This is a genomic window from Moritella sp. Urea-trap-13 (assembly GCF_002836355.1).
Classification (GTDB): Bacteria; Pseudomonadota; Gammaproteobacteria; order Enterobacterales; family Moritellaceae; genus Moritella.
The window spans coordinates 553,530-578,239 of record NZ_PJCA01000027.1 but is presented as its reverse complement, the minus strand read 5'-3'; the positions used below and the strand labels follow the sequence as shown (position 1 = coordinate 578,239).

General features: G+C 41.0%; 21 protein-coding genes and 1 riboswitch. Of the genes, 12 read left to right on the top strand and 9 right to left on the bottom strand.

The genetic code is table 11. The features are described 5' to 3' along the window. Positions 1-240: 240 nt before the first annotated feature. Positions 241-1,974, top strand: coding sequence for a hypothetical protein (locus CXF93_RS05410; protein WP_101061398.1), 1,734 nt, complete (start codon positions 241-243; stop codon positions 1,972-1,974). Positions 1,975-2,045: 71 nt separating this feature from the next. Here CXF93_RS05410 and CXF93_RS05405 read toward each other — a convergent pair whose 3' ends face one another. Continuing rightward, the gene (locus tag CXF93_RS05405; protein WP_101061397.1) at positions 2,046-2,885 is read right to left on the bottom strand and encodes a TOBE domain-containing protein; all 840 of its coding nucleotides are present in this window, start codon (positions 2,883-2,885) and stop codon (positions 2,046-2,048) included. A 372-nt stretch (positions 2,886-3,257) separates the two neighbouring features. On the opposite strand from CXF93_RS05405, the gene CXF93_RS05400 reads away from it, so the two are divergent. The 5 genes from CXF93_RS05400 (at position 3,258) to modC (ending at position 8,398) form a co-directional block, all read left to right on the top strand. Further along, entirely contained in the window at positions 3,258-4,319 is a 1,062-nt protein-coding gene (locus CXF93_RS05400) for a serine dehydratase subunit alpha family protein (RefSeq protein ID WP_101061396.1), read from the top strand. A 211-nt stretch (positions 4,320-4,530) separates the two neighbouring features. After that, on the top strand, positions 4,531-5,694 hold the full coding sequence (locus CXF93_RS05395; RefSeq protein WP_232784114.1) for a diguanylate cyclase: 1,164 nt from the start codon (positions 4,531-4,533) through the stop codon (positions 5,692-5,694). 136 nt (positions 5,695-5,830) lie between these two features. Next, the gene (modA, locus tag CXF93_RS05390; protein WP_101061395.1) at positions 5,831-6,634 is read left to right on the top strand and encodes a molybdate ABC transporter substrate-binding protein; all 804 of its coding nucleotides are present in this window, start codon (positions 5,831-5,833) and stop codon (positions 6,632-6,634) included. Next, positions 6,624-7,310, top strand: a complete 687-nt coding sequence (modB, locus tag CXF93_RS05385; protein ID WP_101061394.1) for a molybdate ABC transporter permease subunit — start codon at positions 6,624-6,626, stop codon at positions 7,308-7,310. The genes modA and modB overlap by 11 nt, the downstream gene beginning before the upstream one ends. Next, positions 7,310-8,398: a molybdenum ABC transporter ATP-binding protein ModC gene (gene modC / locus CXF93_RS05380; RefSeq protein WP_101061393.1), complete on the top strand. Its 1,089-nt coding sequence runs from the start codon at positions 7,310-7,312 to the stop codon at positions 8,396-8,398. Before modB ends, modC begins: the two co-directional genes overlap by 1 nt. Positions 8,399-8,453: 55 nt before the next feature. Here the strand turns inward: modC and CXF93_RS05375 are convergent, their stop codons facing one another. Continuing rightward, positions 8,454-9,146 (bottom strand): flagellar brake protein, encoded by a 693-nt coding sequence (locus CXF93_RS05375; RefSeq protein ID WP_232784113.1) that lies wholly within the window; start codon positions 9,144-9,146, stop codon positions 8,454-8,456. A gap of 410 nt (positions 9,147-9,556) precedes the next feature. On the opposite strand from CXF93_RS05375, the gene CXF93_RS05370 reads away from it, so the two are divergent. Further along, the gene (locus tag CXF93_RS05370; RefSeq protein WP_101061533.1) at positions 9,557-9,751 is read left to right on the top strand and encodes a DUF1059 domain-containing protein; all 195 of its coding nucleotides are present in this window, start codon (positions 9,557-9,559) and stop codon (positions 9,749-9,751) included. A 120-nt stretch (positions 9,752-9,871) separates the two neighbouring features. Here the strand turns inward: CXF93_RS05370 and CXF93_RS05365 are convergent, their stop codons facing one another. From CXF93_RS05365 to CXF93_RS05340, 6 genes are all read right to left on the bottom strand, one after another. Then, positions 9,872-10,627 (bottom strand): hypothetical protein, encoded by a 756-nt coding sequence (locus CXF93_RS05365; protein WP_101061391.1) that lies wholly within the window; start codon positions 10,625-10,627, stop codon positions 9,872-9,874. A 143-nt stretch (positions 10,628-10,770) separates the two neighbouring features. Beyond that, positions 10,771-12,054: a hypothetical protein gene (locus CXF93_RS05360; protein WP_157824420.1), complete on the bottom strand. Its 1,284-nt coding sequence runs from the start codon at positions 12,052-12,054 to the stop codon at positions 10,771-10,773. 5 nt (positions 12,055-12,059) lie between these two features. Further along, a complete protein-coding gene (locus CXF93_RS05355) occupies positions 12,060-12,761 on the bottom strand; it encodes an ABC transporter ATP-binding protein (protein ID WP_101061389.1) in 702 nt (233 codons plus the stop codon). A gap of 81 nt (positions 12,762-12,842) precedes the next feature. Next, positions 12,843-14,090 (bottom strand): FtsX-like permease family protein, encoded by a 1,248-nt coding sequence (locus tag CXF93_RS05350; RefSeq protein ID WP_101061388.1) that lies wholly within the window; start codon positions 14,088-14,090, stop codon positions 12,843-12,845. After that, entirely contained in the window at positions 14,090-15,331 is a 1,242-nt protein-coding gene (locus CXF93_RS05345) for an FtsX-like permease family protein (RefSeq protein ID WP_101061387.1), read from the bottom strand. Before CXF93_RS05345 ends, CXF93_RS05350 begins: the two co-directional genes overlap by 1 nt. Beyond that, a complete protein-coding gene (locus CXF93_RS05340; RefSeq protein WP_157824419.1) occupies positions 15,328-16,110 on the bottom strand; it encodes an outer membrane lipoprotein-sorting protein in 783 nt (260 codons plus the stop codon). Before CXF93_RS05340 ends, CXF93_RS05345 begins: the two co-directional genes overlap by 4 nt. A gap of 157 nt (positions 16,111-16,267) precedes the next feature. Then, a riboswitch (purine riboswitch) is annotated at positions 16,268-16,367 on the top strand. Positions 16,368-16,396: 29 nt separating this feature from the next. Here CXF93_RS05340 and add point away from each other — a divergent pair. Both add and CXF93_RS05330 read left to right on the top strand, forming a co-directional pair. Continuing rightward, the gene (add, locus tag CXF93_RS05335) at positions 16,397-17,392 is read left to right on the top strand and encodes an adenosine deaminase (protein WP_101061385.1); all 996 of its coding nucleotides are present in this window, start codon (positions 16,397-16,399) and stop codon (positions 17,390-17,392) included. A 208-nt stretch (positions 17,393-17,600) separates the two neighbouring features. Further along, complete coding sequence (locus tag CXF93_RS05330) at positions 17,601-18,581, top strand: ribonuclease Z (RefSeq protein ID WP_101061384.1); 981 nt, start codon at positions 17,601-17,603, stop codon at positions 18,579-18,581. Here CXF93_RS05330 and CXF93_RS05325 read toward each other — a convergent pair. Beyond that, positions 18,559-19,974, bottom strand: coding sequence for an MATE family efflux transporter (locus tag CXF93_RS05325; RefSeq protein WP_101061383.1), 1,416 nt, complete (start codon positions 19,972-19,974; stop codon positions 18,559-18,561). The genes CXF93_RS05330 and CXF93_RS05325 overlap by 23 nt on opposite strands. Before the next feature lie 149 nt (positions 19,975-20,123). Between CXF93_RS05325 and CXF93_RS05320 the strand changes: the two genes are divergently transcribed. The 3 genes from CXF93_RS05320 to CXF93_RS05310 all read left to right on the top strand — a co-directional run bounded on the left by CXF93_RS05320 (position 20,124) and on the right by CXF93_RS05310 (position 24,632). Next, on the top strand, positions 20,124-21,002 hold the full coding sequence (locus CXF93_RS05320; protein WP_101061382.1) for a LysR family transcriptional regulator: 879 nt from the start codon (positions 20,124-20,126) through the stop codon (positions 21,000-21,002). 270 nt (positions 21,003-21,272) lie between these two features. Continuing rightward, complete coding sequence (locus CXF93_RS05315) at positions 21,273-22,985, top strand: ABC transporter ATP-binding protein (RefSeq protein WP_101061381.1); 1,713 nt, start codon at positions 21,273-21,275, stop codon at positions 22,983-22,985. A 96-nt stretch (positions 22,986-23,081) separates the two neighbouring features. After that, positions 23,082-24,632, top strand: coding sequence for an ABC transporter substrate-binding protein (locus CXF93_RS05310; RefSeq protein WP_101061380.1), 1,551 nt, complete (start codon positions 23,082-23,084; stop codon positions 24,630-24,632). Positions 24,633-24,710: the final 78 nt, after the last annotated feature.

Sequence of the window (24,710 nt, the reverse complement as noted above, 5' to 3'; positions counted from 1 at the left end):
CCTCACTAGCTTGTTTGTAGTGCTTAGCTCAGTATAGAAATAAAAATGCCTATTAGTTAATCCTAATAGGCATTTTTGTATATATCGCTTTATTTCTAATTTCTAATTAATATTTATATAATTTTATTTACGTATCGCGCTTATGTAAATAATGTAGTGACACTAAAAATGACGAGCGAATAACGAAAACGGAATAAATATACCATACTGGAATTAACAATATAAAATGGATTGGATACGATGAAACGGACTTTAATTGCAGGCGCTTTAATTATCACTATCGCCACGGCGGGATATCTACTCACGAAAAAACAAACATCAAATGAGCACGCAATATTAGACTACATTCCTGCAAATACAGCACTGTTTTCAGGACAATTAACCCCCTTCCCTATCAGAGCATACATTAATTCGATAAGTTACAATTATAGCCAATCACCCGATGATCTGATTACAGCTTTATACTCAAGTGAGAGTTACGACCCTGCAGATACTAAGATCAATTTTTTCTTACATTTAGTTAAAAGTTATCTAGAAAGTATGCAAGATGCAGATACTTTCATGGCTACGTTTGGTATTGCAGAGGAGGTACAAGGTTATCTGTACACCTTAGGTATGATCCCGGTATTCAAAATAGATGTCACCGACCCAGATGCGATATGGGCATTATTGGATAAGGCTGAAGCTGAAAGTGGATTTAGCCATGAGCAAAGTCAAATAAAACAGCGTGATTATCGCAGCTACCAACTTACTGACGAAACAGATCCAGAACAGTTAGCGTTAATTATTAGTCAACATAATAATATCTTAACCGTCACTTTTAATAGCAGTTTAAACCAACCATTATTATTGGAAAATGCACTGGGAATAACGCCGGTAGAGAACTCTTTAGCAAATTCAAACCTGCTCAATGATATTATTAGCACACACGGTTTTACCGAAGATGCGATCAGCTATATAAATCACCAAGCCCTAGTTCAAGCTATAACATCACCAGATAAGAACTTACTTGGTCAGCATATTGCTAAGTTAATGGTATTACAGGAGCAAGATCACCTGCAAGTCTACCAGCAACCTGCATGTAAAAAGGAACTCACCAGTATTGCCAGAAACTGGCCACGAACTGTGTTTGGTTTCCATCAATTTGACATTAATGACGATAATACAACGCTTGAGATGGCGATGGTGATCGAGAGTCACAATCAAACCATTTTAACAGCCCTAACACAGTTGGCTGGGTTTATACCTGAATACGTCAACGATCTAAATAATACCGTGTTAGCTCTTGGTATTGGCGTTGATGTCGGCAACCTATCACCCGCAATCAGTCGCGTTTGGAATGAATTACAACAACCAAGTTATATCTGCCCTCCATTACAAAAGATGCAATCCGAAATTCAGCAGAACAATCCCGCAATGCTTGGTGTAATGACGGCAATGGCTAATGGTATTAAAGGTGTTTCGGGCGCGGTACTTGATTACAGTTTAGATGAAAGTCAGAGTGAAGTGGTCATCAAAAATTTAGATACCATCATCAGTTTATCAGCCAGCGACCCAAGAACATTATTTAATATTATGGCGACGTTTAGACCAGAGCTGGCAGACGTTAAATTACCTGCAAACGGTAAAGTAGTTCCACTATCATCACTGATTCCATTTTCATCACTACCTGGCATTAATCCCCAAGTAGTCATGCATAAAGAGCATATGGTTATTTTTAGCGGTGATAAAGCCAAAAAAATCGCCATTGAACTGGGTGATAAACCAATAACAGCAACAGGGATTTACAGCCTATCAATCAATTACCGCAAAGCTTTTACGCCCTTGGTGACAGCAGCAGAACTCAGCGGTCAGGAAGTACCGCAGGAACTGAAAGATATGCAAAATTATAATTTACGCTTGAACACTGGTTTACAGATAAATGAACAGGGTATTGAGGCAAGGTCGTATATGGATTTGAAAAATAATAACTAAATGAGTTTAACCATTGTGCAGTGTTCGCATTAAACGAACATTGCATTATTATGACTGACCTTAAGTGGCAATTAACTCATACAAGCAACAATAGTTTGAGTTGATGAAAATACCGCATAATACTCACCGCCGCTCACAAGTTTTAGCTCATTTGCTAATTGCGTATCAATAGACGCATATATGAGTTGCGGGGCAAGGTTGTTATCTTGCAAACCGTTATCGATAAGCCTCATGCTAACTTCTGTTGTGTGACGATTACTGTGAATTTCATGCACAACGCCACGCAGTTGATTTTCAGGACTATTCGATGTTTTGTTTTCCTTAAGCGTAACTGCAGGCGCTTTAAATAATAATAAAATCGGCTTGCCAACAATTAAAGACAATCGAGCACAACTGCTTTGAGTTACATTGGCATTGAGTCGTAAGCCATTCGTCAGTTCGACTTGCAAACGTACATTCAAATCATCATGATTAGAATCTGTATTCGTTAGGCTATTGTCTAATGATAAGATGGTACCTGATAATTGATTACGGGCACTGGTTTTCAATGACAGGTGGGCCATCACATCCAATAGATTATTCATGGGGATCGTTTGGTCTTGTAAGGCTGCTAATACCATATCTTGCATTTGATCAGTCAGCGCATACATTTGTAATAAGCGTTCACCAAAAACGGTTAGCTTAGCGCCACCACCACCTTTCCCCCCTTTCTCACTATGCACCACGGGTTCAGGCAAGCGGGTATTCATATCTTTCACCGAATCCCACGCGGTCTTGTAACTCATACCAGCGAGCTTTGCGCCCTGACTAATCGAACCACAGACTTGTATCTGCTGTAACAATGCGATCCGTTTGGGGTTAGCAAACACTTTATCTGCAACGGAAATGGTCAATAAGGCTTTTAAATCCATGGTATATCATCTGCTTAAGAATGAGATTTGTATTGTGCGTCATCAGAAAAATAATAACAACTCTGTCGACTACGACAACCCTATGCATATGACTCTGATTAAAATCGCCCTGAAAAATAAACCTCATTAAATTACATAACAAAGAATAAACACGGTCAATAACTGTGAACCGCTCCACAAATGAGGAGTATCAGTGTCAAATAGGAGAAATTTATTCTCTTTAATCGTATAAACACTCCCATATATGAAAAAATATTCTCTCAACATAGGCGTAGAGTAAGTGTTGAAATGTAAGTAAGTGTAAGACAGCGTACGTTAACGTCAAGCACTGACGCTGCTGAGGGTATGCTTCAGCATCAATGAGGAATACCTATGACTAAGCAATGGCAGCAATATAAACAACTACTTAATACTTTTGTAAAGCCAGCGTTAGGCTGCACTGAACCTATCTCAGCCGCGTACGCCTCCGCCGTTGCGGCCAGCATGCTACCAGCAACAGCAGAACAGCTCACCGTTCACGTTTCCGATAACCTGTATAAAAATTCAATGGGTGTGTTTGTACCCGGTACCGGTAAAATTGGCTTAGCTATTGCTGCGGCAGTCGGTGCAATTGCCGGTGATCCAGAAGCAGGGCTAGAAGTATTAGCACAAATAACCCCGCCTCAAGTGACACAAGCACAAGCCCTAATCGATACCGGTAATGTCATTGTTAAACGTACCGACTCAAAAGAGTTCATTTACTGCCATGTCGAAGCAAAATGTCGAGATTATATTGCCGTTGTCGAGATCAGTGGTGGTCATACGCAAATAACCAAGACAACACTAAACGGTAAATTGGTCTTCAGTAATAACAGCTGCGCAGACCTAAATAATTCGATTGTCATGCGTACTTCAGCTGCATCCGATGCCCGTATGGGTGGTGCAACATTACCTGCGATGAGTAATTATGGCAGTGGCAATCAGGGTATTGCTGCAACGGTTCCTGTCGAGATGATTGCCAAGCATTATAAAGCCAGTGATGAACAACTCGCTCGCGCGCTTATACTAAGTCATCTCGGCGCAATTTATATTAAGCAACACTATCCACCGCTATCAGCATTCTGTGGGAATACGGTCACGAGTGCCTCGGCTGCAATGGCGATGGTTTACCTTGCTGGCGGTAATTATGAACAGTCATGTTATGCCATCCAAAATGTATTAAGCGACTGCTCAGGTATGGTCTGTGATGGCGCAAAATCAACCTGTGCAATGAAAGTAAAAACCTCAACAAGTAGCGCAGTTACCGCCTTTATGTTGGCTATGAATGATACCCAAGCATTTGACCAAGGTATTATTGCCCATGACATTGAATCAAGTATCCGTAATATCGGCCTGCTCGTCACCAATGGTATGGCTAACACCGATACAACGATCATTAATATTATGTCTGCATAGCGCTGACTCAATACGTGAAAAACTAATACAGTAGTGCAATTCGCGCTACTGTACTGCCATCATTCAAGTTACCGCTAACTTTAATAGTGAAATATGTAAATCAATGGTAAAAAAACGCGCCAATGAAGCAATAAACATATATAATCGCGCATTCATTTTCCACCTGCATATTGATATCAAACAGCTATTTTGTCTTTCGTTGGGAGTAACAATGCACAATTTATCTCCAAAGTCGTACCGACTACCACTCCAAAATAAATTGGTTGGCCTGTCTGCAATGATTATCATCGGGATAGTTGCCTTTGTATTGTTTTTTTACCACTCTTTTTCCACTAGTCTTGAAGAAGAAAAAAAAGCCCAATCCAAAAATTTCATTGAATCAGCGCTTGGTATTATCCAACATTTCCACCAATTAGAATTATCAGCAAAGTTGTCCACTTCTGATGCACAACAAATGGCGATGCGCACACTTGAATCGGCAACGTATGGTGATGATGGTTATTTTTGGATCAACGATAATAAAGGTAAGATCCTGATACAGCCTTACATGCCTAATTTAGTCGGTCTTAATATGACCAATTGGGCAGATAGTAATGGCAAATATATTTTTCAAGAATTTGACCGAGAGGCAAGGAATGGCGGTGGCTGGGTTTCATATACTTGGCCTAAACTAAATACCGCAGAAGAGTTCCCGAAAATATCTTATGTAGCCCACTATGCGGCTTGGGACTGGCTAATTGGTACAGGACTTTATCTTGATGATATGAAATCGAATATTTTCTGGGCTGTATTAAGAACCTCAGGGGTTTTACTGTTTGGTTTCCTCATCTTCATCTTTACAATTATTGTCATTATTAACTATTTCGTACATCAATTAAGTGAATTATCGGTACGCGACGCGCTCACTAATTTATATACAAAACGCTTTTTAAAAGAGATTTCACCTGCGCTGCTTAATCACAGCAAGGTAACCGATTATCACCTTACGGCAATATTCATCGATCTTGACCATTTTAAATTGGTCAACGATATACACGGCCATGACCATGGCGACAAGGTGCTAAAACAAGTCGCAACAGTAATGCGCCACAATGCCAAACAAAGCGACTACTGCATGCGTTACGGCGGCGAAGAATTTGTCCTCATAGGCTTCTTTAAAAATGAAATTTCGGCAGTGAATATGGCTGAAATGATCCGTCATCAAGTGTCTGAAATATGTTTTATAAATGACGATAATGAATTTAGTGTCACATTAAGTGCCGGTATAGCATTACATAATAGTCAGAGCGAAGAGAGTTTTGAGAACACATTAAAACGTGCAGATGTAAAACTCTATGAGGCAAAAACAGCAGGTCGGAATAGAGTCGTTATCTAACTCCCACCAAGAAAATAACATTTAGCCTTGTTAATCGACCTTAACAGGGCTAAAATTTTCCAATCGTTATATAGTCAACTATATAACGTAATGCTATTTATCATACGTCAAATAAAATAGAAATGAGAGGTTGTTAATGCCACCAAGATATCGCAATAAATTCAAGCAACTCGCGACCCTTATTTTACTTACACTCAGCTGTAACGTAATAGCTGAAGAACGCGTGCTGATCTTTGCCGCGGCATCTCTCACCAATGCCCTAACTGAAGTTGGCGATACATTCAAAGCAGACTCAATAATAAACCCAACAAACATAAACCCAGTATTTTCTTTTGCTTCATCCTCAACCTTAGCAAGACAAATCGCCCAAGGTGCGCCCGCACAGCTTTATTTGTCTGCGAACCAAAAATGGATGGATTACTTAGTCTCGCAGAATGCCGTCGCTGCTGAGTCAAGAGTGACCTTATTACGCAATTCACTGGTGCTCATCGCGCCAACCTCAAGCCCAATAAATAGCATCGCATTAACCAAAAATTGGGATATAACCCAAGCAGTTGGTGATAGTCGCATTGCGGTTGGTGATCCCGATCATGTACCCGCGGGACGTTATGCCAAACAAGCGTTAGAGAGTCTTGATTTATGGTCGCAAGCGATGCCGTTATTAGCCCGTGCCAATAACGTGCGTGGTGCGCTAGCGCTTGTTGAGCGTGGTGAATCACCGTTTGGTATTGTCTATGCCACTGACGCTCAAGTTGCTAAAAAAGTAAAAACGGTAGCGACCTTCCCTGCTACGACTCATAAGACCATTGAATATCCATTAGTCATAGTCGAACGTAATGCTAATAGCGCAACCACAGCCTTCTATCAATACTTGCAAACAGACGTTGCACAAGCAATATTTGTTAAATACGGTTTTAAGGTAGATAGCTTTGTTAAGTGATTATGAAATTGCAGCCTTGCTGCTGAGTTTAAAAGTATCTAGCGTAGCGGTATTATTCAGCCTACCTTTTGGCATCGTTTGTGCGTGGATACTCGCCCGTTGTGAATTCCCAGGGAAGTCGTTATTTGATAGTCTTATCCACCTGCCTTTGGTGTTACCGCCGGTGGTGATTGGCTACATACTATTAATCTCTATGGGCCGTCAAGGCAGTATTGGCGCGGTACTTTATGATTGGTTTGGTTGGAGTTTCAGCTTTAGTTGGCGTGGGGCAGCATTAGCCGCGGCTATAGTGTCGTTTCCGCTCATGGTACGCGCCATCCGTTTGTCGTTTGAAAGTGTTGATATACGTTTAGAACAAGCTGCGCGTACACTTGGTAGTAATCGCTTACGGGTATTTTTTACCATTACCCTGCCATTGACCTTACCCGGTATTGTGTCAGGCATGGTGCTCGCTTTTGCTCGGAGTTTAGGCGAGTTTGGTTCAACCATTACCTTTGTATCGAATATTCCCGGCGAAACTCGCACCATTCCACTGGCGATGTACTCGTTTATCCAAACACCAGGTGCCGAACATGAAGCCGCACGTCTGTGTGTGATTGCGATTGTCATTGCGGTATTGTCATTAACTGCATCACAGTGGTTAGCCAAAAAAGCCCAACAGCGAGTCGCATCATAATGTTAACCATTGATATAAACAAACAGCTCGGCGACTTAGATTTACAAGTTAATGCGCAAATTCCGATGCAAGGTATCTGCGCGATCTTCGGGCGTTCTGGTGCAGGTAAAACATCGTTGGTGAATATTCTCGGCGGTCTATCAACCCCGGATAATGGTCAGCTGACCTTAGGTGATACGCATCTTTACCATCAGCAGCAAAAGATCAATCTTGCTCCTGAACGACGTCGTATAGGCTACGTGTTTCAAGAGGCGCGGTTATTCCCCCACTACAGCGTGCGCGGCAATCTTAATTACGGCAATAAAGATAAAGACCAAGTGCATTTTGATACCGTGGTAAAACTGCTTGGTTTAGATGAATTACTGAGCCGTTATCCAGCAACCCTTTCTGGCGGTGAGAAACAACGTGTAGCCATTGGTCGCGCCTTGTTAACACGTCCACAGATGTTATTAATGGATGAGCCGCTGGCTGCGTTAGACCTCCCGCGTAAACGGGAACTAATCCCTTATTTATTACAGCTAGCCAAAACCCTCAACTTACCTATTATTTATGTTAGCCATAGCTTAGATGAGATCTTACAACTCGCTGATAGCATGCTGGTATTAGATAAAGGCAAGGTCTTGGTGAATGGTCCTTTACAAGCAGTCTGGGACAGCGCTGAAATGCGCCCCTGGTTACCCGCCAAAGAGCAAAGCTCACTGTTAATGGCTACAATCACAGAGCTGAATCAGCGCTATCGCATGAGTAAGTTATCACTCGCAGACGGTACCTACCTGTGGATTAATGGCATGCCTTTAATGATAGACAGTAAACTGCGCGTACGTATTCATGCTAATCATGTCTCACTGTGCCTGGCTCGTCCACAAGACAGCAGTATTCGTAATATTCTACCGACGACGATCGCAGAGATCATCCATTCAGAAACCAGTGATAATGTACAAGTAAAATTAGCGTTTGGTCAGGAGCATATATGGGCGAACATCACCCCGTGGGCATGTGATGATTTGGCGCTAACGGTTGGGCAAACAGTGTATGCTCAGATTAAAGGCGTGAGCATGACGGAGAGTGAATTAGCGCAGTCGTTTTGATGACTGAACTTCAGTCTTTTCTACCATAATGGTATTTTTATATTTTAGGGCGATGTTAAAAAATACCTCCTAGCGAAAACTTTCCACTATTACTCATTTCAATGATGATATTGTGGAGAATTTCCTTTTTCAGTTCAAGCTGATTTTGATTGAATTTTATACCTACCTTAAATTGACCAGAGTCTGCTAGAACACTTGTTACATCCCCCTCAAGTTCGGCTTTAATATCTGAAGATATCGATAAGTTAATGGTTATACTGTTTCCCTTAAGTATATATATGTCTTTATTTTCAAGTACTAAACCACAGCCTGAAATAGAAAAGTTTATCATTTTAGCTAGGCATTTTTTTCCATTACACTTAATATCGACAGTATATACGGCGTCAACCCGAGGCTCTTCGCGGATCTTATGGGTAGCTATATTTATCGGCATATCAAGCGAAAGCATTTTAACAGGGCGATAAATGATGGTATTAATCTTCGTTTTAAACGCAACAATATCTCGAAAGCTTGTATCTGTAATTGCCCGAACAATGATGCTAGCATTTTCTAGAAAAACTTGATCAAACCCAGAGTCTCGTCCCATCGGATATTCCAGCAGAATGAAATCATCTTTTTTATAACCGATTAAGCGAGACGTAGCTTGTGATTTAATCCCATTAGGGAGAATAACTTCAATTAGCAAGCGCATACCAATATGCATTAATTTAAGTGCACCAATATCCGGTTCAGGTTTGGTAATTTTCATATTTAACAGCTTTTTACAGAGTTTAACTTCAAGACAAGGATAATAGCTTTTATGGCTATACTTTTCAAAATAGTTAGCATAAATAATACAATAACTAATTATAAATTATAGTTTTATGTGGCAAATGACGAAAAATGGAGTGATTAATACATTTTAAACATCCTAGTGGCTGTAATAAGTTAACAACATAATTGTTTGGCAGGACGTTTATGTCCAGATCAAAGGTGTGAGCATGACAGAAAGTGAATTAGCGCAGTCGTTTTGATTTTATATTTCGCTGGAAGAAAATGATATTTTGCTATAATTAAGCTCTAGAACATATCTAATTCGTTCTTAAAATTGGTCGACTAAATCAGCCAAATGATTCAATGTCGACTCGACAATTTAACAGGCTTAAGAGGTACATGATTATGGCTAGGTATTATATTGATTGTCGCGATTATCCCGGTGATGTGAAATGCTCTGTGGCACTTGCTGCTGATTCTAAAGAAGAACTACTGAAAGCTGTTGTCGAGCATGGCACCAAAGTACACGGTTATGAAGATACGCCGGAATTCAGGGACAGTATAACTAAAGAGTTTAAACAAGGTACGCCACCCATGTAAGTGGTGGGCTTTCTGTTTGGAATAAAATGGGAATATTATATAAAACCAAGTGACTCAGGTTCAATATTGAGTCACTTGGTAGCGTCCACTAAACTTTAGCTAAGCACTCTAGATATTACCTTACTGCAATTTTTGTTCACGAAAACTTGCTAAGCAAACCACATTATCAGGTATCGTTTTCGGCTCTTGTTTGCTATCTGAAATCGACTTTGGGTAAGGGCTGGGAAAGTGGCCATTAGGTGTTTCGGGATAACTATCGCGGGATAAGCCTTTGGCAAAACGAAATAAAGCATCTTCAAGCAAACGTTTGACCGGAACAAAACGGCTATTACGCCCTTCTTTAGCAATACGTTTACGCATTTCATTAATGTGCATAGACAAACCATACGCTTCATCATCGCTATAAGCCGTTACGTCATTGTTATCACAACTTTGACGGATCCAAGACTCGGCATCACTAACATGGCCATTTACACTCAAGTCGGTATTTTTAAACCAACAAAATCCCTTATTCTGCGCGGTAAACTCAGAGGCAACGATGTCAGCAACAGACTCTTCAATCGCCCTACTGTGTAGCATCAAATTAGCCACTTCAATAAACAGTCGCCCTAAAAACAGCGCTTCGAATTCCGCTTGCGTTGGAGGAGATAAATTAGGGAAGATCATCACATACCGGCTACGGGATTCAACCGCGATAACCGTACCCTCGTGAGACTGGGGATTGTTTTTTATTACCTGACATTGCCAGGCAAGTGTTTCTGCATCTGTAGTGATCGTTTGTGTACCAATACGTTTACCGTCGACACTGATTATTCTATCTAAATCTAGTTTCATCCATTTACACAGCGCATTACTTGCCGATATTTGAATCTTCATATAAAGCCTTATGCAACACTAAATAATTCTTTCGCGAATTAACATAATAACACCGTAAATCACTTCGTATACCCCAACCATATGGTTTAATCGTTGCCATCAAGTTCCTCAAGTTTTTGACGACGAAATTGGTCTCTTAAAAGTTAAAAATACCACGCTAATTCAGCAAAAAAAGTCCATTCAGTTGACAAATATTTCGGTTCTCCATATTGAGTTACCGTCACGCCACCGTATTCAGTGCCATCAGGGCCAATTGGTACACTAAATACCATTGTTAACTGGGTATTTTGAGTGAGATTGTGTGAACTAATCAGTTGCAGCAACGCTGAAGTATCAGACAAATTAATAAGTACATTCGGGGTAAACATCCACAGTGGCGTCATTTCAATATTCACTGATGTGGTGACGTATCGTTGTCCTAACGTATAAAGCTCACCGCGTTCAAGCCGTTGCCACAATGCAGGATTACCCGCCAATGCACCTGGACTGTAATCACCGTTTTTTTGACCAAAGCCATTATAAAAATACTCCACAAAAGCAAACATATTTTTATCCAATAAAACCCAAGAATAAGATGCGTTTAGTACTGCACTCACGACATTGTCAGTATCCAGATACGTGTAAACCACATCACTACTTAATACTGTGCCTGCCACATTAGTGACATTGCTAATTGCCACAATTTGATCGCGATAATGATTAGCGATTAATAGATCCCATTCAGATTGCGCTTGAAAAAAATGATATTTAATCGCACTCGAATCAACATCGTCGGTGACATTGCCATGTTCATCTCTTCGTACAACCCATACCAACTGCACGTCATTGCCGCTATCAAACAGGTACTGACTGTAAACCATGTCGTCACCAGTTTTATATTCAGTATCAATCAGAGCCGGATCAAACGGGTTGAATAGATCCATCGGCGTATACACTAATCCATTACCCCAACTAATCGCTTGCCGCCCTATTTTTAATACCAGCGCATCTTTGCTGTAATTAACACTGACTCTATCTAAGCGCTGCGTTAAAGCAAGTTTCTCATCATCAACAAAGGTCTGGGTTAAATTAAACAAACGCTTATCATCATTGATCGGTTTGCTCCCCAAATAAACACCAAGCGGCGCATGACGCAATGCTTGTATATCACCGTAAGTCAGCAACAATTGATAATCGAGTTCCATCTGCCATGGTCCCCAATACCCATCGATGTTGAACCTTGCATCACTGTCGGCATCTTTTAGTTCAGAGTAACCAATTGCATCATAGACACTGGTTTTATCGGTATCTGATAACGCGCCGCTAAATTTCAAATGCCCTTGCACTTCAACATGCTCCGCTAGCGTCGACACCAGTGCACTGTCGTTTGCATAAACCGAAAAATTTAAAATCACGGTAAAACCGGTAAGCTGTAATATTAACTGCAAGCCTTTCACTGAATTGGCTTCGTATCAGTGCGATAATCTTGCATGATACGGCCATCTTCCATTTTTATTTGGCGGGGTGCATAATCCATCACTCTCGCATCGTGAGTAGCTAAAACAAGCGTCACCTCATGTTTCTGATTTAAACGCACCAGCAGCGCCATTAATGCAATCGCCGATTTAGAATCTAAATTTGCGGTCGGTTCATCCGCTAAAATCATCGCTGGATTACTCACAATCGCACGCGCAACGGCAACACGCTGCTGCTGACCACCAGATAGCTCAGACGGACGGCGATTGACCATATCCGCCAAACCGACCTCAGTTAAAATAGCAATGGCTTTGGCTCGACGCTCTTTGGCTGGCACGCCTTGAACCTGCATTACAAACTCAACATTCTCAACCGCACTCAGCACCGGAATTAAATTATAAGCTTGAAACACAAAACCTATTTTCTCCAAGCGTAAGTCTGCTAACGCGTTATTATCAAGCTGCATAATATCCAGCTGATCAATAAACACTTCTCCGCTATCTGGCGTAAGTAAGCCACCTAAAGTATTTAATAATGTTGTTTTACCCGAGCCAGAAGGTCCTGATAAACATAAAAAATCACCTTTTTCGATAGTCAGCTGGATATTGTCTAAGCCTTTTATTTCACTCTCACCTTGAATAAAAGTCTTACATACATTTCTACATATGATATTGCTCATCGCGCCCTCAACCTTATTGGCAATAAATTATTGCCTGTTCAATATTTAGTTAACGCGACATCATATTTATTTAATGCAACATCAATATTTATTTAACGCGACAACGGGGTCATACCGAGACGCTTTCCACGCTGGATACAAACAAATTAGTAAGCCCAGCGTAATAACCACACCGTTTGCCAGTAACATATCGGAAAAAATAAATTGTGCATGTAACACAGCGCCATAACCAAACATAGCCATGCCATCAGCCACAGCCGAAAGGTCGATACCATCGCGAATCAAATACAGCATCAATAAAGACAACGCATTACCAATTATTAGCCCCAATACCAATAGCATAGATGACTCCAACAGCAGTATTTTAATAATACCGGTACCGCGCATTCCCAACGCTCGCATTAAACCAATCTCACGGATACGCTCAAATACGGCCATCATCAAAGTATTGATAAGACCAAACGAAAGCGCTAAAAATATCACCAATATCCACACTAATGCATAACTGTCCATGACCTTAGACATCATACTTAAATAGGTATCAAGCTCTAACCAATTGAGCGTTTCCAACGATATAGGGGCATGGCTTTTTACATAGGCAGTTAACGCCGTAACATCATGATAGTTCGAGCCAAGAATCGAGATCTCTGAGATCTGATTGGGGATATGCAACATCTTTTCGATATACTGTCTATCTGCGTACACATGATGCTCTTCAAAACCCGGTATGCTCGAGCTATAAATACCGCTAATAATAAAACCTCGATCGACAAGGTTGTTATCCGGATCTTGTGACATGATCACAATACGGCGGCCGAGTTTGGTTTCCAGTTTTTCAAGCAATTTTTGACCAATAACAATACCCTTTCGATCCTGTTCTTGTGCTGTTGGCTCTGCCAAATAATGGCCAGCGATTATTTGTTCTTTGGTAAAACCAAAAGCCTGTTCTTTGTCCGCATCAATACCCAGTAAGGTCACACCACGAGTATCTCGCTCACTGGCGATCACAGCGGGCACTTTTATCCTCACCGCCCAATCGGTGACAGGTAACGCCGACATCGCCTTTCTAAACGCAGCATCAGGCATAGCAAAACTGTTAACCACGCTCGGGTCATCTCGATATGCACTGTGATGCACTTGCACAAAACCTGGCAGCGCTTTTAAGCCAGATACAACCATGTCATTAGTCATCCCTCGCATCAATGCGGTCATAAATATCATCGCCCAAACAGCCACAACAATCGCAACTAACATAATTAATGTGCGGCGATAGTTACGCCATAGATTACGCCAGGCTAATTTAAATCCACCGATTGCGGCTAATGGCATTACACAGCCCTCATCGCATTAAGCGCTGTTAACCGGCGGATCTTCCATACTGGATATAGGGTGGCAAAGCATGAGAAAAGCATCACCACTAATGGACCAGCAAAAGCACCGAACAAGGAGATCTGCGGATAAATTCTATCTGCCATATTGAATTTTTCCGTCATCTCTTCCATGCCTTCATAGGTCAATCCATTGAAATACAAGTAGACCGTAATAGCCATACCAATCGCCACGCCAAGCACCAAACCAATCAGCGCCATCACACTGGTTTCCAACATAATTAAGCGGCTAATATTGGACGGTCTTAACCCTAGCGCCATCATAGTGCCAAACTCACGAGTACGCTCTAGCACAGACATCAACTGGGTATTCATGACCGAAAAGGAAACCAATAAAATCAAGATGAAATACATAAAGATAGCCCCACCAATATCGGCTTGAATGGCTTGCTTGATACCCGGTTGCAGTGCATCCCAATCCCGTAATACCAGTTGCTGCTGAGGGTCTTTTGTCGCTATCGCATCAAGCAAAGGAGCAATTATATTTTTGGCATGGCTAAGTGCTAAAGGATCTGCTGTCTTGATCACTATGTAGTTAGCCCTGTTTTCACTATAAAAAAGCGATTGAAAATAGGGTAATGATATTTGCGCGATATTACGGTCTAACGCTGGCATTCCCGAGCTAAAGATACCAACCACAGTAACAACGCCTGCAGCGATAGAACCTTCTCGATCAGAGCCCAACAATGTCACTGTATCACCGACCGTCAATTTAAGGTTTTTGGCTAAAATACGCCCTAAAATAATAGCATCAGTATCACTCGAGGTTAAATAACGCCCCTGCTTAACGACTCCCGATATTGTTGAGGTATATTGATCAAAGGCAGGCTGTACACCTATAACTTGAGCACCAAAAGAACGGGATTCACTCGATAACAACGAAAATGCGCTACCACGTATACTCACCGCATCAGATGATAACGCTTGACGAATTTGCATGGCCAATTGGCTCACATGATTAATATCATAACGCTGCTTAGGCTGATCGAGATAACGTCGATCTTGAAGTTGTAAATGGCCACTAAACACATCCAATGAATTGTTTATCATCATATTATAGGTACCCGATTGCAGCGAAAACATAAATACCAGTAACACATTTGAAAAAACCATCGCGGAGATCGTTAACCAAGTACGGGTTTTATGACGCCATAAATTTCGCCAAGCAAACGTCAATATCATTGGCGTGGATTCCTTAAATTTGACAAGGTAAACATGCCCGCACTGATATCAATATTAAACTTGATATCCAGCGTAATAATCTCCGTCCATTCATCCGTATTATCGGCTTTAAACATCCGCATTTTGCTGGCGACAGGGCGACCATCAAAGGTTTTAATTTCAGTGGTTTTTAAGGTTTTGACAAGTCTGTCATCTTGATCCCAAAACTGCTCTTCAAGTAACACATAATCATCTCTGACTTTAAACACTTCCTTACCCCAAACCACGGGCGCATCATCATGAGGGATAGACGTGATGGTATACACTTTATGCCCATCTATCATGGCTATTTCTGTTAACAAATGTTGATAATTGTCAATCACATCGGTTGATTTACTGATATCATTATTTGAAAAATCGCCCCCCATCCATGACTGGCTCATCATTGAAGAAGGAATACGAATAACACGATTTATTTTCGGTGAAAAGGTCCACATCTGATTATCATTCGTTAACGTAGCGCTACCTTTATCTTTATGAGGTGACTCAATACGCACTAATGATTTTTTATCACCTAACGTCCAGGCCAACATGGTCATTTCACGTTGCCAATCAGCGCGATGGATAATCATGGTCATTTTAGACATAGAATTATCACCTCGCCAAAAGTCCATTGCAGATTTTATGATTTGTTGTGCAGACGGCACGGAAGGTAAAACATCCGCTGGAGTTTCACTTGCATTGACCAAGGTAAAATATGAAGAAATAGCGATAACAAGATAAACAAATCGTTTATACATAGGAATTCCTAAACGGCTCTGTACAACCAGATTTATAAGTATAGCCAACATCTTGATGAAACAAAGTATCCTAAATGTAGCAGGCGATGATGGCTTATATAGCGGTATTGTTAACCTACTCATCGAAGCGAATTGCAGTGTTTAAATCAGGCTGCTAAACTACGCCGTTAAATTACTTCGTATAATCCCAATAATATGGTTTGGGAGTTTCTACCAAGACCCTTAAATTCTTGATTATGAAGTCTGTAACTTTAAAACCTAAAATAATAGATAAAGGTAGAGACTCATGAATTACTTTAACTTGCCGAAGATTGACTTACATTGCCATTTAGACGGCAGCGTTCGCCCAGAAACGATCATTGCACTTGCTGCTGAACAAAACATTACCCTGCCAAGTAATGACATTGAAGAAATCAGAACCTTAATGATCGCCCCTGAAACATGTACAGACCTTGGTGAGTATCTACAACGCTTTGATTTACCATTATCAGTGATGCAAACAGCAGAAGGTATCGAGCGCATCTCTTTCGAAGTATTTGAAGATGCAGCACAAGAAAACGTAAAATACCTAGAACTACGTTTTGGTCCAATGCTGCACCTTGAGCAAGGTCTGACTCTTGAGCAAGTATTTGATAGTGTTGTAGCGGGGATGAAACGTGCAGAAGCAATGTATGACATCAAAGGTAACTACATTTTATCTATCTTACGCCACATGCCAAAAGATAGAATTAAAGAAGTATTGGATACCGCGGCTAAGCACTTAAACAAGGGTATTGTGGCGTTCGATTTAGCCGGTGGTGAAGCACCAGGTTTCTGCGCTGAATTTGTACCTTACGCACAATACGCCATTGAAAAAGGTTACCGTGTAACCATTCATGCTGGTGAACAAGGTGTCGGTCAAAACGTATTTGATGCAGTATCATTATTAGGCGCCGAGCGTGTTGGTCATGGTATTCATATCACTGGCCATGAAGATGCTTACGATTTGGTTAAGAACCAAAATATAGCCTTAGAAACCTGCCCAAGCAGTAATGTACAAACTAAAGCGGTTGAAAACTTAGCAAGTCATCCTGTCAAAGCCTTCTACCACGACGGTATTCAAATCACTATTAATACCGATAACCGTACAGTATCAAATACCACGATGACAGATGAAGTGCGTAAAGTGATGGAAGAGTTTAATTTAAGCCGTGAAGACTACTTCAATATTTACAAAATCAGCATTCAACATGCGTTCGCATCTGACGAAGTAAAACAGCATTTATCAACGTTTGCTGAATAATAGTAGCGTGTAATAACAAGGCGGGTGTTGCTGCCCGCCTTACAATTAATACCCACTGCTTTATACATTCCAAACTAGCATACCCCTACCCAATTACATTATGACTAACCTCTACCGTTTGTACTTAAATATCAACAACAATCAATAAACATGTCCATTGCTATCGTCTGTAATTACCGTTAAATTAAATATAAAAAAGAAGCACATCATGGAAATCGTATTTTTAGGCACCTCTGCAGGAATGCCAACCAAAAATCGTAATGTATCTGGTTTAGCTATTCGCCGAGCCAATTCTAAGCAATGGTGCTTAGTTGATTGTGGTGAAGGTACACAACATCAATTACTGCATACCAAACTGTCGCTAACTCGTTTACAAGCCATCTTTATTACACATGTGCATGGCGACCATTGTTATGGTTTACCTGGGCTGCTCGCCAGTGCAGCAATGTCAGGCAGAACCGAGCCATTGTGGATTGTGGGGCCTGCGGCCATTCAAACCTTCATCGAAGTAATGCAAACAGCCACAGATCTGCATTTAAGCTATGAACTAAAATATAAGCGTATTGATGATGCCAATTGCTCACTGGCTGATTTAACGATTGAGTTTGATATCGAAGCCGTTCAGCTCTCGCACCGCGTACCTTCTTTTGCTTATCGCTTTAGTGAAAACCGATTAAGTAATAAGCTCGATACTGACAAATTAGCGCAAGACAAGGTCACACGCGGCAAACTGTGGGGAGAATTGCAACAAGGCTTAAATGTACAACTCGATAACGGCCGAATTGTTTATGCGCAAGATTACTTATTACCGATGCAAAATCCGCGTAACATCATCGTCTCTGGTGATAACGATGATCCATCACTGCTTAATAAGATCGCTAAAACAGCCAACGTGCTGGTGCATGAAGCCACCTATACCCAAGATATAGCCATCAAAGTTGGTCCAGGCCCTCAGCATTGTTACGCTAAACTGGTCGCTCAATTTGCCAATGATGTCGGACTCGATAACTTAGTATTGACCCACTTTAGCCCGCGTTACCAAAATACAATACACAGCAGCCCTTCAATTTTCGATATCGAAAACGAAGCGCGCACTGTTTATAGTAAAAACCTTTTTTTAGCCAACGACCTTGATTGCTATAGCTTAAATAAACAAGGACAACTCACTAAGACTGCATACAAGGGCTAATAACAAATGCCTTTTCTCGTTGCTTTATATCGTGCCAAACTAACGGTGCAACAATAACAAACAACACAATGTTAGATAAAGGTAAGGCTAACCAGATACCATCAACCCCTAACCATTGTGGTAAGAAATATAAAAACGGCAGTTGAATGAGCATATTACCCACCGATATCGCTAACGCTTTTGCGCCCTTGCCTATCGCCATAAAATACACTGATGACAACACAATAATACCATCTAAAAACATCGCAAACAGGTGCAAGTGTATGCCATTTTTAGCCGCTGCAGTCAGTTCCGCACTCTCATTGGTTAAATAGTCGCTGGTGAACAAACTAATAATCAAATTAGGCATCACGTTTAAAATAACAATAAAACTAACACCCGCAATAACGGTTACTTTTACCGACAATAACAGCATTTTTTTAATATTTTCATATTGCTGTGAACCAAAGTAATAACTTACTGGCGGTTGCATACCCTCTGCAATACCTTCCGCAACCAAGTAATACAGCGTCATGATATAACCGACAATAGCAAACGCGCCGACCGTCACCGATGTACCATATTGCATGAACAAACGGTTATGCAGTGCAAATACAAAACTGGTATACAAATACATGACTAATGATGAGGCACCTAAGTTAATAATCCGAGCCGCCATACGTGGGTTAACTTTAACCAAACTGCTGTCTAATTTTAAACTTGAGTACTTAGAAAAAAAGTAAATAATACCGAGAACAGCAACCACCGACTGGGCGATAATCGTCGCCAATGCGGCGCCTTCAAGTTGCCACTGCCACAAACCAATAAACACATAATCGAGCACAATATTTAATAACGCGCCAAGGATCATTAACGCCGTCGCCACGTTGGGATTTTCATCATTGCGCACTAACATAGGGATAGCAGCAGCCATAATCGTGGCAATAGTACCGTAACCAAAGACATTAACGTAATCAAAACCAAGCGTAAAAGTAGTGCCCTCACCACCTTGAGCACGCAGTAAGTCCGCGCCCCATAGTAATAGGCCAGCAGAAGAAAAAATGGCGAATATGAGCATTAATACAAAACTGGTATTCAATGCTTGTTGCGCTGAAACCTTATCGTCTTCACCCCGCTTTATCGAAATAAGACTGCCACCGCCCATACCAATCATGATCCCGAGCCCAGAGACCACAAAGGTGATCGGCCACGCCATGTTGATCCCCGCAAGTCCTTCAACACCGACATAATGACCGACAAAAATACCATCGATAATTTGATACAGACCACTGACGAGCATTGCCGCAATCGATGGGATCGCATATCGCCAGAACGACGCTTTAATCTCTGTATCGGATGCTATGTGACGCATGTTTTTCGTTAATGGACCTGTTTGTAACTGTGATGAACTCACAAAAACCTCTTGTTGATATTGAATAGTTATTTATTTAATGGATTATGCTTGTTTTTGATAATGATGAAAGTTAGCATCCATCCGAATTACGGATAGTTAGATGCGTTTTATAACTTATCTGACCGCACTTAGATAAAGCGAGAAATAAAGTGAATTGGACTGTCGATCAATTAGAAGCATTTGTCACCGCTGTAAAACTCGGTTCCTTCTCTGCTGCAGCCCGGCATTTAGGCAAGGCTCAATCACGTGTCAGCACCGCCATCGCCAATTTAGAGGCCGATCTTGATATCATCTTGTTTGATCGCAGCGCACGATTACCGGTACTGACCCTCGCAGGTGAAGATATGTATGCCGAAGCCGAAGCGGTTTTACTGCAATGCCAACGCTTGCAATCTCGTGCGTTAACCGTATCTGGCGGTGAAGAAATATCTTTAACAATAGCGATGGATGAAGCCTCACCAATAATGGCTTTTCAGAACTTATTTGAAGACATAGCTAAGCAATTTCCATTACTTAAGATCAACATAATCACAGGTTCTCAAGCCGATATTGCCAAATGGGTTGATGAAAAAAAAGCCGACCTAGGTATTTTATTCCACTTACAAACATTATTAGAGTCGTTAGAATTTTTTTCTATCGATAAATTCACCCAGACTTTAATCGTTGCCCCCCAGCATCCACTTGCCCACATCCCCACCCCAAAAATAGAACAATTAAATCAATTTAGGCAACTCGTTATTCGCGATCGCATGGGCATAACACAGGCAAAAGCAACCTCACCTAATCATTGGCACATTGACAGTTATTATTACATCACCGAACTGGTTATCCGTGGCCTCGGCTGGGCATTAGTACCAGCGCATGTCGCTAGCATGCATTGGTATAAAGATGCTCTAACAGAACTTTCGACCAAACACATTACCGACCCATTGCTGATTGAAATGGGTCTTGTTAAACGTCGAGATCAAGCCAGTGGACCGGTCATTAACTGGATTTACCAAGCGTTAAGCAAGGATGTTACAAAATAGTTCACATATTACTTATTGGTTAATTTTACGTAAATAATCTATAATTACCCACTTAAGTATTTTTGATAAATCTAAATAAACTGTAGATAACCTGCGTTTTAGTGCAATAAACTTGCTGAATCTAGATTTTTATACCTTTTATGTTGCTTTATTGCAGTTTATTTGTCAGATTAATACTCACGTAACATATCAGTGACATTTTCTGCTGGTAATGAATGGAATCAATTTTTCAGACTGGATGTAGAATCATCGAGTTATAAGGGTCTGGTAATGTCTTTATTAGAAGTAAAAAATCTTCGCATCGAATATCCATCTCGACATGGTGTTCACGCAGCAGTGAAATCATTGTCTTTTTCTATCGAACGCGGTGAAATAGTTGGTGTGGTCGGCGAATCTGGTGCAGGTAAATCAACTGTGGGTAATGCCATTATTGATCTATTAAGCCCACCGGGTGTGATCGCAAGCGGTGAAGTATTCCTCGAAGGTAAAAAAATATCAGGATTAACACCGCAAGAAATGCGTTCAGTTCGTGGCTCTAAAATCGGCTTTATCTTCCAAGATCCAATGACATCGCTAAACCCACTGTTCACTATCGAACAGCAAATGACGGAAACCATCCTTGCTAATTTAAACGTAAGCAAAGCAGAAGCGGTTAGCCGTTCACTTAGCTTGATGGAACAAGTGGGTATCCCAGAACCTAAATTACGTATTAAACAATATCCTCACCAATTTTCTGGTGGTATGAGACAGCGTGTGGTTATCGCTATTGCCCTGTCTTGTGAACCTGATTTAATCATTGCAGATGAACCAACCACTGCACTTGACGTATCAATTCAAGATCAAATTCTAACGCTAATCCGCGAACTGTGTATCAAGAAAAACGTCGGCTGTATGCTCGTTACTCATGATATGGGCGTCGTATCCAACGTTACCGATAAAATTGCCGTGATGTACCGTGGTGACCTTGTTGAATTTGGCCCAACTAAGCAAGTGCTTAGCGACCCAGAGCATGACTATACACGCAGTCTTATTTCTGCCGTACCACGTTCAGATGTCAAACTAGATCGTTTCCCGCTAGTTAGCTACATCGAAGAAGCGGTAGAAATGAAGCAAATCGATATTAAAAACCACTGGTTAGGTCAGAGCGAAGATCAACGTGAATACACAGGTCCACTACTGAGTGTTGACGATGTAAGTCTGCGCTTTGTGACTAAAGATTCATTCTTTGAAAAGAATCGTGAATACGTACAAGCATCAAACAAAGTAAGCTTCGAGATCAATGAAGGTGAAACCTTCGGTCTAGTAGGTGAATCAGGTTCAGGTAAATCAACAATCGCTCGTATTATCGCCGGTCTGTATGCACCAAACGAAGGTAAAATCACCTTTGAAGGTATTGATTTAACTGCATTGAAATCTGAAAAAGAGCGTCGCCCAATTCGTCGTCAGATGCAAATGGTATTCCAAAACCCATACACATCGATGAACCCAAGAATGAAAGTTTATGACATCATTTCAGAACCCATTCGTTTCCATAAACTGGCCTCGTCTGAAACTGAAATTCGCCAAATTGTTCATGACCTCCTTGATCACGTAGGACTGGGTCGAATGGCTGGGGTTAAATATCCACATGAATTCTCAGGCGGTCAACGTCAACGTATTTCGATTGCCCGTGCACTCGCAACGCGTCCACGTTTATTGATTTGTGATGAACCAACATCAGCACTTGATGTATCGGTACAGGCACAGATCCTAAATTTGCTTAAAGATTTACAAGACGAGCTAAATCTAACCATGTTATTCATCAGTCATGATTTACCGGTTATTCGTCAAATAAGTGATCGTGTGGGCGTAATGCAAAAAGGTAAACTACTTGAAGTGGCACCGACTGAAGTATTGTTTACTAATCCACAACATGAATATAGCAAGCATCTTGTTTCGTTAATGCCTGAATTTAAAGGTCTACGAGACAAATTAGCTAGCTAGTTAATATTAGTCATCTGAAAAAACAACAGTTAAATAATAACAAAAATAAACACAACATATACGGGAGTCACATCCCAGCATGAAGGAGTTATGCAAATGAAAACCTTAAAGACCAAACTAGCCATTGCCCTAATGGCCGCAGGCCTAAGCTTTAGCGCTGCTGCAGCAGATATCACTGTTGCTTATGATGCAGATCCAGTATCGCTTGACCCACATGAGCAACTATCTGGTGGTACACTACAGATGTCGCACATGTTGTTTGATCCTCTAGTTCGTTTTACCAAAGATTTTGATTTTGAAGGCCGTATTGCTGAAAAATGGGAACGTGTGAATGACACAACTTTCCGCTTTCACCTACGTAAAGGCGTAAAATTCCACTCAGGTAACCAACTAACAGCTGATGATGTTGTTTGGACATTCAACCGTCTACAATCATCAGTTGATTTCAAAAACGTTTTCTCTCCATACGAAAAAATGACCAAGGTTGATGACTACACTGTAGAGATCATATCTTCAGAACCGTACCCACTAGTGCTACAAACCGCGACTTATATCTTCCCAATGGATAAGAAGTTCTACACTGGTAAAACTGACGGTAAAGATAAGTCTGAAATCGTTAAACACGGTAGCTCTTACGCTTCAACACACGTTTCAGGTACTGGTCCGTTCACTGTTACTTCTCGTGAGCAAGGTGTCAAAGTTGTATTCGAACGTTTCAACGATTACTGGGACAAGAAATCACCAGGTAACGTTGACAAGCTAACACTTGTGCCAATTAAAGAAGATGCGACACGTGTTGCTGCACTTCTTTCTGGTGACGTAGATATGATCCACCCTGTTGCACCAAACGATCAAAAACGTGTTAAAAGCGCGAATAATATTGATCTAGTAACTGTATCTGGTACCCGTATCATCTCGTTCCAAATGAACCAAGGCAGTAATCCTGCACTTAAAGATGTGCGCGTACGTCAAGCTATCGTACATGCTATCAATAACGAAGCAATTGTTAAGAAGATCATGAAAGGCTTCGGTACAACAGCTGGCCAACAAGGTCCTGCTGGTTACTCAGGCTATGACGCTGACCTAGTGCCACGTTATGACTTGAAAAAAGCAAAACAATTGATGAAAGATGCTGGTTATGAAAAAGGCTTCAAACTTTCAATGATGGCACCAAACAACCGTTATGTTAACGATGCAAAAATCGCCCAAGCGACTGCTTCAATGCTATCTAAAATTGGCATTAAAGTTGACCTTAAAACAATGCCAAAAGCACAATACTGGCCTGAGTTTGATCTTTGTTCTGCAGACATGATGATGATTGGTTGGCATTCAGATACTGAAGATTCAGCTAACTTCTCTGAATTCTTAACTATGACTAAAGATGCAGAAACTGGTCGTGGTGCTTACAACTGTGGCCAATATTCAAATGCTGAAGTTGATAAGTTAGTAAACAGCGCAAATGCTGAAACAGACACAGCTAAACGTGGCGTTATGCTACAACGTGTTGAAAATATCTTGTACGACGAAGCTGCTTTCGTGCCACTACATTGGCAAGATCTAGCTTGGGGCGCAAAATCGAATCTACAAATTGATCCGATTGTAAACGCACTAAACTTCCCGTACTTCGGTGACTTAGTAGTTAAGTAATAATTACGATTAATAAGTTGTTATTCAGTATCGGCTTATGGGTATTTAATACCTGACTATGCGGTGTTTTTATCAAGT

Bases quoted from the DNA above. Each gene is read 5' to 3' on its own strand.
- CXF93_RS05410 (WP_101061398.1), top strand. From the start codon at position 241: ATGAAACGGACTTTAATTGCAGGCGCTTTAATTATCACTATCGCCACG.
- CXF93_RS05345 (WP_101061387.1), bottom strand. From the start codon at position 15,331: ATGATATTGACGTTTGCTTGGCGAAATTTATGGCGTCATAAAACCCGT.
- CXF93_RS05340 (WP_157824419.1), bottom strand. From the start codon at position 16,110: ATGTATAAACGATTTGTTTATCTTGTTATCGCTATTTCTTCATATTTT.
- CXF93_RS05375 (WP_232784113.1), bottom strand. From the start codon at position 9,146: ATGAAAATTACCAAACCTGAACCGGATATTGGTGCACTTAAATTAATG.
- CXF93_RS05350 (WP_101061388.1), bottom strand. From the start codon at position 14,090: ATGCCATTAGCCGCAATCGGTGGATTTAAATTAGCCTGGCGTAATCTA.
- CXF93_RS05310 (WP_101061380.1), top strand. From the start codon at position 23,082: ATGAAAACCTTAAAGACCAAACTAGCCATTGCCCTAATGGCCGCAGGC.
- CXF93_RS05400 (WP_101061396.1), top strand. From the start codon at position 3,258: ATGACTAAGCAATGGCAGCAATATAAACAACTACTTAATACTTTTGTA.
- CXF93_RS05330 (WP_101061384.1), top strand. From the start codon at position 17,601: ATGGAAATCGTATTTTTAGGCACCTCTGCAGGAATGCCAACCAAAAAT.
- CXF93_RS05405 (WP_101061397.1), bottom strand. From the start codon at position 2,885: ATGGATTTAAAAGCCTTATTGACCATTTCCGTTGCAGATAAAGTGTTT.
- CXF93_RS05395 (WP_232784114.1), top strand. From the start codon at position 4,531: ATGCACAATTTATCTCCAAAGTCGTACCGACTACCACTCCAAAATAAA.
- CXF93_RS05365 (WP_101061391.1), bottom strand. From the start codon at position 10,627: ATGAAGATTCAAATATCGGCAAGTAATGCGCTGTGTAAATGGATGAAA.
- modC (WP_101061393.1), top strand. From the start codon at position 7,310: ATGTTAACCATTGATATAAACAAACAGCTCGGCGACTTAGATTTACAA.
- add (WP_101061385.1), top strand. From the start codon at position 16,397: ATGAATTACTTTAACTTGCCGAAGATTGACTTACATTGCCATTTAGAC.
- CXF93_RS05315 (WP_101061381.1), top strand. From the start codon at position 21,273: ATGTCTTTATTAGAAGTAAAAAATCTTCGCATCGAATATCCATCTCGA.
- modA (WP_101061395.1), top strand. From the start codon at position 5,831: ATGCCACCAAGATATCGCAATAAATTCAAGCAACTCGCGACCCTTATT.
- CXF93_RS05355 (WP_101061389.1), bottom strand. From the start codon at position 12,761: ATGAGCAATATCATATGTAGAAATGTATGTAAGACTTTTATTCAAGGT.
- CXF93_RS05370 (WP_101061533.1), top strand. From the start codon at position 9,557: ATGGCTAGGTATTATATTGATTGTCGCGATTATCCCGGTGATGTGAAA.